At 33.6% G+C, this 8,521-nt stretch carries 8 protein-coding genes and 1 pseudogene; 2 read left to right on the top strand and 7 right to left on the bottom strand.

From position 1 onward, the window contains the following. From topA to resB, 7 genes are all read right to left on the bottom strand, one after another. On the bottom strand, positions 1–1,056 hold a 1,056-nt coding region (topA, locus tag ACP5O9_RS03190; RefSeq protein WP_428723418.1), incomplete at its 3' end, for a type I DNA topoisomerase. Beyond that, positions 1,047–1,322, bottom strand: a complete 276-nt coding sequence (locus ACP5O9_RS03185; protein ID WP_353685329.1) for a hypothetical protein — start codon at positions 1,320–1,322, stop codon at positions 1,047–1,049. The genes topA and ACP5O9_RS03185, both read right to left, overlap by 10 nt. Beyond that, the gene (gene dprA / locus ACP5O9_RS03180) at positions 1,323–2,411 is read right to left on the bottom strand and encodes a DNA-processing protein DprA (protein WP_353685328.1); all 1,089 of its coding nucleotides are present in this window, start codon (positions 2,409–2,411) and stop codon (positions 1,323–1,325) included. Next, positions 2,404–3,585, bottom strand: a complete 1,182-nt coding sequence (locus ACP5O9_RS03175; RefSeq protein WP_353685327.1) for an argininosuccinate synthase — start codon at positions 3,583–3,585, stop codon at positions 2,404–2,406. The genes dprA and ACP5O9_RS03175 overlap by 8 nt, the downstream gene beginning before the upstream one ends. Before the next feature lie 15 nt (positions 3,586–3,600). Further along, on the bottom strand, positions 3,601–4,596 hold the full coding sequence (gene tsaD, locus ACP5O9_RS03170) for a tRNA (adenosine(37)-N6)-threonylcarbamoyltransferase complex transferase subunit TsaD (protein WP_428723417.1): 996 nt from the start codon (positions 4,594–4,596) through the stop codon (positions 3,601–3,603). A gap of 3 nt (positions 4,597–4,599) precedes the next feature. Next, positions 4,600–5,658, bottom strand: coding sequence for a c-type cytochrome biogenesis protein CcsB (gene ccsB, locus ACP5O9_RS03165; protein WP_424904545.1), 1,059 nt, complete (start codon positions 5,656–5,658; stop codon positions 4,600–4,602). Continuing rightward, positions 5,655–7,037, bottom strand: a complete 1,383-nt coding sequence (resB, locus tag ACP5O9_RS03160) for a cytochrome c biogenesis protein ResB (RefSeq protein WP_428723416.1) — start codon at positions 7,035–7,037, stop codon at positions 5,655–5,657. Before resB ends, ccsB begins: the two co-directional genes overlap by 4 nt. 59 nt (positions 7,038–7,096) lie before the next feature. On the opposite strand from resB, the gene ACP5O9_RS03155 reads away from it, so the two are divergent. Continuing rightward, positions 7,097–7,492, top strand: coding sequence for a TlpA family protein disulfide reductase (locus ACP5O9_RS03155; protein ID WP_424904547.1), 396 nt, complete (start codon positions 7,097–7,099; stop codon positions 7,490–7,492). A gap of 91 nt (positions 7,493–7,583) precedes the next feature. Next, positions 7,584–8,521: pseudogene (locus tag ACP5O9_RS03150) on the top strand (cytochrome c family protein); the annotation flags it as partial.

The raw sequence follows: 8,521 nt of genomic DNA, 5'->3' as shown, positions 1-8,521 counted from the left end.
AGTTGTTCTTTTCTTAATTTGTTTGCCTTTATCTGTGCCTACAAATTCTTTACCAAAGGTTTCCTCAATAATTTTTTTTGCCCATTTTTGTGCTTCCTCGGCAACCCTTACAGAGTCAGTTCTCATATATGTAATAAGTCCAACTCTGCTTCCTTCTATATCAATTCCCTCATATAGCTGTTGAGCAAGCATCATTGTTTTCTTAGGAGAAAAACCAAGTATTGTAGAAGCCTGTTGCTGAAGCGTTGCTGTTCTGAAAGGTTCAGGCGGATTTTTCTTTTTTCTTTTCTTTTCAACCCTAGTAAGTGAATAGGTTAATGTCTTAAGTTCCTGAAGAATTCTCTTGGCATCTTCTTCTGTAGTAATCAAAAATTTAGCTTTTTCATCTGTTCTGTCAACAACAAGTTTGCCTTTATATTTATATAAATTTGCATTAAGTTGTTTTTCGCCATTGTCAAATTTACCATGTATGGTCCAGTAATCCACAGGTTGAAATTTAAGAATCTCTTTTTCTCTCTCAACAACCATTCGTAAAGCAACGGATTGAACTCTTCCAGCAGACAGTCCTTTTTTAACTTTTTTCCAAAGCATTGGACTTAGATTGTAACCCACAAGTCTGTCAAGAATTCTTCTTGCCTGTTGAGAATATACCTTGTTTAAATCTATTTTTGATGGATGTTCAATTGCTGTTTTTACTGCATTCGGAGTAATTTCATGAAATATGGCTCTATAAACTTTTTCTTCAGGGATTTTTATTTCTTCTCGGATGTGATAGGCTATGGCTTCTCCTTCTCTGTCAGGGTCTGTAGCTATGAAAATTTTTTGAGCTTTTTTTGCAGACTCTCTGAGTTCTTTTACAATCTTTTCTTTACCAGGAATTATAATGTATTCAGGTTGAAATCCTCTTTCAATATCAATGCCAAGCCTGTCCTCTGGAAGATCTTTAATGTGTCCAATAGATGCTTTTACCTCAAAATCTTTTCCAACAATTTTATTAATTGTTTTTGCCTTTGCAGGTGATTCAACAATTATAAGATTTTTTCCTTTCAGTTCCATACTATCTGTTTTCCTTTGCTGAAAATAAAGCTGTATATATCATCTTCATGGAGGTCTGTTTCTTTCATTAATAAATAAGCAAGCAAAGCTCTAATCATATCAATTTCTTCACGATCAAGAAGTTCGCTTCCTTCAATAAAATTAAGCTCTTCTTTAATTTGATGTAAATCAATGTCCATAAGAGACAGATCCTTTAAAGTGTCCTCATTATAATCATTGTCAATTAATTGTCTTGCAAGAACTCTCAAAAAATCAAGAAGCTTCATCTAAATCCTCCTCATAAATTTTCCTTCTGCCTTAATGATTAATCTCTTTATTTCAAGTTTAAGAAGTATCTCAAGAACCTTGGTTATTTTTATGCCTGTTTTTAAAACAACTTCGTCTGCTGTTAAAGGTTCTTCCAGTATATTAAATACAGTTTTTTCATCATCGTCAAGTGCAACCGTTTCAGTTTCACTCTTCTTTTTTAATAATGGAATAAAATGAGATAGTTCTTCAAGTATGTCTTCAATTTTTGTAACAACTTTTGCGCCTTTTTGTATTAAGTAATTTGTGCCTTCGGAGTTTTTTGATGTAATATTTCCTGGAACAGCAAAAACTTCTCTTCCCTGTTCCAGAGCTAAAGATGCAGTTATCAAAGCACCAGAGTTTATTGCAGCTTCTGTAACAACTGTGCCAATGGATATTCCGCTTATTATTCTGTTTCTTTTTGGAAAGTTCTCCTTTTTCGGTCCTTCTTCAGGATAAAATTCGCTCAAAATCGCACCATTTTGTATAATTTTCTCTGCCAGTGTTTTATTCTCCGATGGATAGATATATAAAACTCCGCTTCCCAGAACAGCAATGGTTCTACCACCCTGAGACAGTGCTGCTCTGTGAGCAACTGAATCAATTCCTCTTGCAAGTCCACTTACAATGGTTATTCCAAAGGATGCAAGCTCAGAGGCTAATCGATCTGTTACTCTTCTGCCATACTCGCTTAAATTTCTTGAACCCACGATTGCTAATCCAAGATGATCTTCAGGTTTTATCTCTCCTTTGCAGAATAAAACCACAGGGGGGTCATAGATTTCCTTTAAAAGCCCTGGATATTGGGCAGCATTAAATGGGTAAATTTTTATTTCTCTTTTTTCGCAGAGTTTCATTGTTCTGTCTATCTCATTCCAGTTGTTAAATTCTTTTATTCTTTTAGCTCTTTCTATACCTATTCCTTCAACCTCAGCAAGTTCTTCAATACTTGAACTAAAAATCTTTTTTGCAGAGTTAAATTTTTTAAAAAGCCTTTTTACCAGAACAGGACCCAGATCTTTTATTTCATTTAAAGCAAGGCAGAATCTTGTTTCTTCATTAAACATTTTTTAACATTCTTAGTCTCAGTGCATTGATTTTTATAAATCCTTCAGCATCTTTCTGGTTGTAGACCTGGTCTTTTTCAAAAGTTGCCAATTCCTTGTTATAAAGAGAGTAGGGAGATTTTCTTCCAGCAACAATGCAGTTGCCTTTATAAAGCTTTAGTCTCACTGTGCCTGTAACATTTTTTTGGATTTCATCAATCAATTTTTGCAAAGCCATTCTTTCAGGTGAAAACCAGTATCCATAATAAATAAGCTCTGCATATCTTGGAATTAGACTATCTCTTAGATGCATTAATTCTCTGTCCATTGTTATTGATTCAATTGCCTTGTGAGCAATGTGTAAAACTGTTCCAGCAGGAGTTTCATAAACTCCCCTTGATTTTATACCAACATAGCGATTCTCCACAATATCTATTCTGCCAATTCCATTTTCTCCAGCGATTTTGTTGAGTTTTTGAAATAGCTCTGTACCTGACAGTCTTTCTCCGTTTAATGCAACTGGATTGCCTTCTTCATATTCTATTTCAATATAAGTTGGTTTATCATGAGCCTTTTCAGGAGGTATTACCATTGTATACATATCTTCTGGCGGTTCTCTCCAGGGGTCTTCAAGTATTCCTCCTTCATAGCTTATGTGAAAAAGATTTCTATCAATACTGTAAGGCTTTTCCTTTGTTGCCTGAACAGGAATGTTATGTCGTTGGGCATATTCAATGAGTGAGCTACGGGAGTCAAACTCCCATTCACGCCATGGTGCAATTACTTTTATGTCAGGCTTCAAAGCATAATAGGTCAATTCAAATCTTACTTGATCGTTTCCTTTTCCTGTAGCTCCATGAGCTACTGCTTCGGCTTTTTCTTTTATTGCAATTTCAATCTGTTTTTTTGCTATAAGAGGTCTTGCAATAGATGTTCCCATAAGATAACCTGTTTCATATACTGCATTCGCTCTTAACATAGGAAATATGTATTCTTTTACGAATTCTTCTTTTAAATCTTCAATGTAAACATTTGATGCACCTGTTTTTAGAGCTTTTTGAGCAATTTCATCAAAATTTTCTTCCTGTCCGATGTCAGCGCAAAAAGCAATCACTTGAGCATTGTACTTTTCTTTTAACCATTTAATAGCAACTGAAGTGTCCAGTCCTCCTGAATATGCAAGAATAATTTTCATTATTTTTCCTCCTTTTTATAATGGTAAATAAGCTCTTGCATTAAGATAAAGATCAGATTTTTCACCTCTAAGAAATCTATGGTATCCTGCAACAGCTATCATTGCAGCATTATCTGTGCAAAGAGATTTTGAAGGAAGATAAATCTCTAATCCTTCAATCATTTTAGCTCTCTTTCTTAATTCACTGTTTGCAGCCACTCCTCCTGTTATAACAACCCTTTTTAATTTTTCCATAGATGCTGCCCATTTTATTTTTTCAATTAATACATCAATAACACAGCACTGAAAGGCAGCTGATATATCCTTTTTTACATCATCGGGAACTTTTCCTTCTTCATATCCAAGATTTTTTAAAAGAAGCTTAACTGCAGTTTTTAATCCACTGAAGCTAAAATCCAGACTTCCATGCAAATAGGGTCTTGGAAGATTAAATTTTTCTGGATTACCTTCATTTGCCATCGAATCAATTACAGGTCCACCTGGATATCCAACTCCAAGCATTTTTGCTACCTTATCATAGGCTTCTCCTGCTGCATCATCACGAGTTCTTCCAAGTTCTTTATATTTGCCAAAATCATCTACTCTGTAAAGGCTTGTATGGCCTCCTGATACAATAAGAGTTAGAAAAGGGAAATCAGGATAAAGTTTTTCAAGAAAAATCGCCTGAATGTGTCCTTCAAGATGATTTACGCCAATCAGAGATTTTCTCGATGCATAGCTTAATGCTTTTGCAAAGCATAGTCCAACTAAAAGAGAGCCAATAAGCCCAGGACCATGACAGACAGCAATTAATTCAATATCTTTCATGGTTAGATTTGCTTCATTAATAGCTTTTTCTGTAACATCCCATATCCATTCAATGTGTTTACGTGAGGCTATTTCAGGCACAATCCCTCCGTATTTACTGTGAAACTTAATTTGAGAAGAAACAACATTGCTTAAGATCTTTCTATCCTCTAACACTGCCACTGATGTATCGTCACAGGATGTATCAATTCCAAGCACAATCATGAATTACATGCTTCCGTAAGAGTGTAATCCACTTAAGAATAAATTTACTCCAAGATAGGTAAAAATAGTTACAATAAAGCCAATTACTGCTATCATTGAAATTTTTGTTCCCTTCCATCCTCTTATAAATTTTGCATGAAGATAAAAGGCATAAACAAACCATGTTATCAATGACCATGTTTCCTTAGGATCCCATCCCCAGTATCTTCCCCATGCTTGATCAGCCCATATAGCACCAAAAACCAAGCCTCCAATGGTAAATATAGGGAAACCAAAGGCAATTCCTTTATAGGTAACATCTTCAAGAAATTCTGGAGTAATTTTTAAACTTTTAAGGATTTTTATCAAAAAGTCGCTAAATTTCCAGAAAATAAAAATCATTGCTATTAATGCTATCCAGCTAAAAATAGAAATTACAATTGAAGAATTTCCCAGAGTTGAATGAAAGATTTTAACTGATTTAGGATTTGATGCTGAGACAACATCAAATATTATTGATAAAAACATAAAAAGCATGAAGCCTAAAATTGAAGTTGAAAAAATGTATTTAAAAGATTTTTTATTTTTTGTTTCCATTATTACATGAAGAAGACCAGTTATAAAGCTTATTCCAAAAGCAGCATAGGCAATAAAACTTAATGTAACATGTGCGAGCAGCCAGTTACTTTTCAAAGCAGGAACAAGGGGCTGAACTTCCTTAGTGATTCCGAGCACATCTGTAAGTCCAATAGTAATTCCAGCAACAATGGAAACAAAAACTCCAAAGCTTCTGTTTTTATACTTCCACTCAATAAAAAGATAACCTAAGACCATACACAAAACAAAAAAAACCAGACTTTCATATAGATTTGTTACTGGAATGCTTCTCATAATTGAGTGATTTATCACATACATTTCTTTAAATCTCTGAATAAATCCATAAATGTGAATGAGAGCACCTGTAGAAAGCATACCCGTTGCAGCAAAGCCTACCTTTTTATTTTTTGTGAGTAAATACACAATATAAATGGGCATTGCAATAATATAAAAAAGTCCTGCAATAGAGATTGTTTGATAGCTCATCTTTCGTCTCCTTCCAATTTGTTTATAATTTCATCAATTTGTTTTTCAACCATTCCTTTTGATGTAGGGGCATAAAAAGTTATCTCATTTTTCTTTACTACTGCAAAGTAATTAACGGGTCTTAAAAAAAGGCAGATAAAAAGTCCGACACACATTAAAATTGAGCCTATGTATATAAGAGGAACTCCAGGGTCTCGTCTTACCTGTAGCCCTGTAAATTGGGCACCCCATAGTTCGTTAAATTTTAATTTTCCATAAGGAGTCTGCCATGTCTCAGGAATTTTTTTAAGTATCCATTGTTGTGTTTTTTTACCATTTTCTTCAAAACTTACAAGTACAGCAGGATTAATCATCTCAGAGCTCATATTAAAAAGCCTGCCTTCTTCGTCTATTCCTAAGGCAGGAGAAAAATCTATAACAGAGGCAGTAACTGAGGTCTCAGGAATTCTAAATTTTTCTTCAAAATGTGCTTTAATGTTGTGTTCTTTTCCTGTTTTATCAAAATAAGTAAATCTAAACTCAGCGTGTTCTGTTGGTTGAAATCCATAGCTTGCCTGATAAAAGGTAATTCCATTGTAGGTAAAAGGATGGTTTACTTCTATAACAGTGTTTTCCTTAACAGGTTTACCATTTTCAATAATTCTGATATAGCTTTTATAAGCTTTTGGTATACCAGAGTTTTCGTAGTATTCAACTTCAAATTTATCGCACCTCACCTCAAAACCAAGTGGAATAGCCTTTCCTTCATCAGAAATTGCAAAGTTTAGTCCTGTTCCTTCAACTATGTTCATAGAACCTCTAAATCCAAAAAAAGTTCCTATTAAAGCTCCGGCAAGAATTATCAGGATGCTTAAATGAGTTAAGTATACTGCCAGTCTTGTTTTGGTCCATTTTTTTGCCTGGAGTTGAAATCCTTCCTGAGTTTCAAAAAAATATGTTGAAAATCCTTTATTCTTAAAGAGTTCTTTAATTTTCTCCAGTATTCTATCATCCTTTATTTTTATTGTCTTTTTTATTGGCATTTTATCCAGTACCTGTACAGGATAAGGCTGGGGCTGCACTTTAAAAGATTTTATAAGAGCAGGTAGTCTGTCAATTGAACAGACAATCAGGTTTAAAGCAAACATAAATAGTAAAAAGGTAAACCACCAGCTGTGATAAACATTATTAAGGTCAAAAAGGCTAATTATTTCGTAAGTTTTATGAGCAGATGAAATTGACATGAATTTAGAGAAAAATTTAATAACAGGCTCAGGCTCAATGCTTTGAGGAATAACTGTCCCAATTGCAGCTCCAACTGAAATAATAATAAATAAAGCTACTGCAAGGTCAACAGAAGCAAAGAAATTCCACACTTTTTCATTTACTCTGTTAAGCATTTTTCCTCCAATTCAAGTTCCTAATTGATTAATTTATCACAGTTGTGATATATTTTTCTATGACATATTTAAAAAAAATTATTATTTTTGCTTCAGTGCTTTTACTTTTTTTATCTGCTTCATCTGCATATTGTAAAGAAAAAAAACCAGTTATCCTTTATCTTTTCTGGGCTGAAGGATGTCCACATTGTGCTAAAGAAAAATTGTTTCTATCTGATTTAAAGAAAAAATATCCATTACTTCAAGTTAAAGATTATGAAATTTCCCTTCCGGGTTCAATAGGCCTTCTCCAAACAATGTCAAAAGCTTACAATATAACTCCAAGAGGAGTTCCTGTTACATTTATTGGTAATAAGGCATTAATTGGGTTTTCAGAAAAAATTGCCTCCCAGATTGAAGAAATTGTAAAACATTGCCTTAAAAATACCTGCGAAGATCCTCTTTATAAAAAATAATTATCGTTTATTCTAAAATTTTTTATAAATATTGATATTCTCTTTCTACTGTGGTATAATGTTTCAAACTTTATAAAACAAGGAGTGAGGGATGAGAGGAATATTAATCGGGAGTGTTATTATTCTGTGTTTTTTGATTTCCTATTTTATTCCGGTAAAAGATGCAGTTTCTGATGATGTAAAATCCTGTTTGCGATGTCATGGAATGAAAACACTATCGAAACAATTAGAAAATGGGCAATCCCTTTCTCTTTATATTGATGGTGCTAAATTTGAAAAATCTGTTCATGGAGCTATGGATTGCTCCTCCTGTCATCCAGATATTACATTAAAGAATCATCCAAAACCAAAGAAAATAGCAGATAAAAAAGTTTATACAAAGGAATTTTCAAAAAATTGTCTTATCTGTCATCCTCAGGATTCTTTAACTAAACCTAAAATGCACGGAGAAGTTGTGAAAAAGGGTGAGATTTTATGTGCAGAATGTCATGGTTCTCACTATATTAACTCCATAAAAGAATGGAAAAATAAAGCATCTTTTAATGATTACTGTTTAACCTGCCATCAGTTTAATATGACTAAGACTCTGCCAAATAAAGAAAAGATTTCTCTTAAAGTAAATGAACAAGAGATTAAAAACTCTGTTCATGGTAAATTTCAGTGTGTGGTCTGCCATGATGATTTTTCAAAAGTAAAACATCCTGTTTACAACTATAAAAGTAAAACAGAATACAGAACACAAATGACCGCTATTTGCACAAAATGCCATACTGACAAAGAACTTCAGAAAAATCCTGCTCATTATGCTCTAACTAAAACAGCTTCCTGCATTGAATGTCATGGTTATCATGGAGTAAAACCAGTTAAGACTGTCAAGTCCCTCCCTGAAAATCAATATTGTTTAAAATGTCACAGCAGCAGTATTGTTATGAAGATGAAAAATGGAGAAACTCTGTCAGTTCAGGTAAAGGAAGGTGATCTTTTAAGTTCTGTCCATAAAAAATTAAAATGCACAGATTGCCATAAAGA

This window comes from Thermodesulfovibrio sp., from assembly GCF_049969575.1.
In the GTDB taxonomy this organism is placed as follows: domain Bacteria; phylum Nitrospirota; class Thermodesulfovibrionia; order Thermodesulfovibrionales; family Thermodesulfovibrionaceae; genus Thermodesulfovibrio; species Thermodesulfovibrio obliviosus.
Note: the sequence above shows the minus strand (reverse complement) of the source record. Positions and strands in the feature narration are given on the sequence as shown.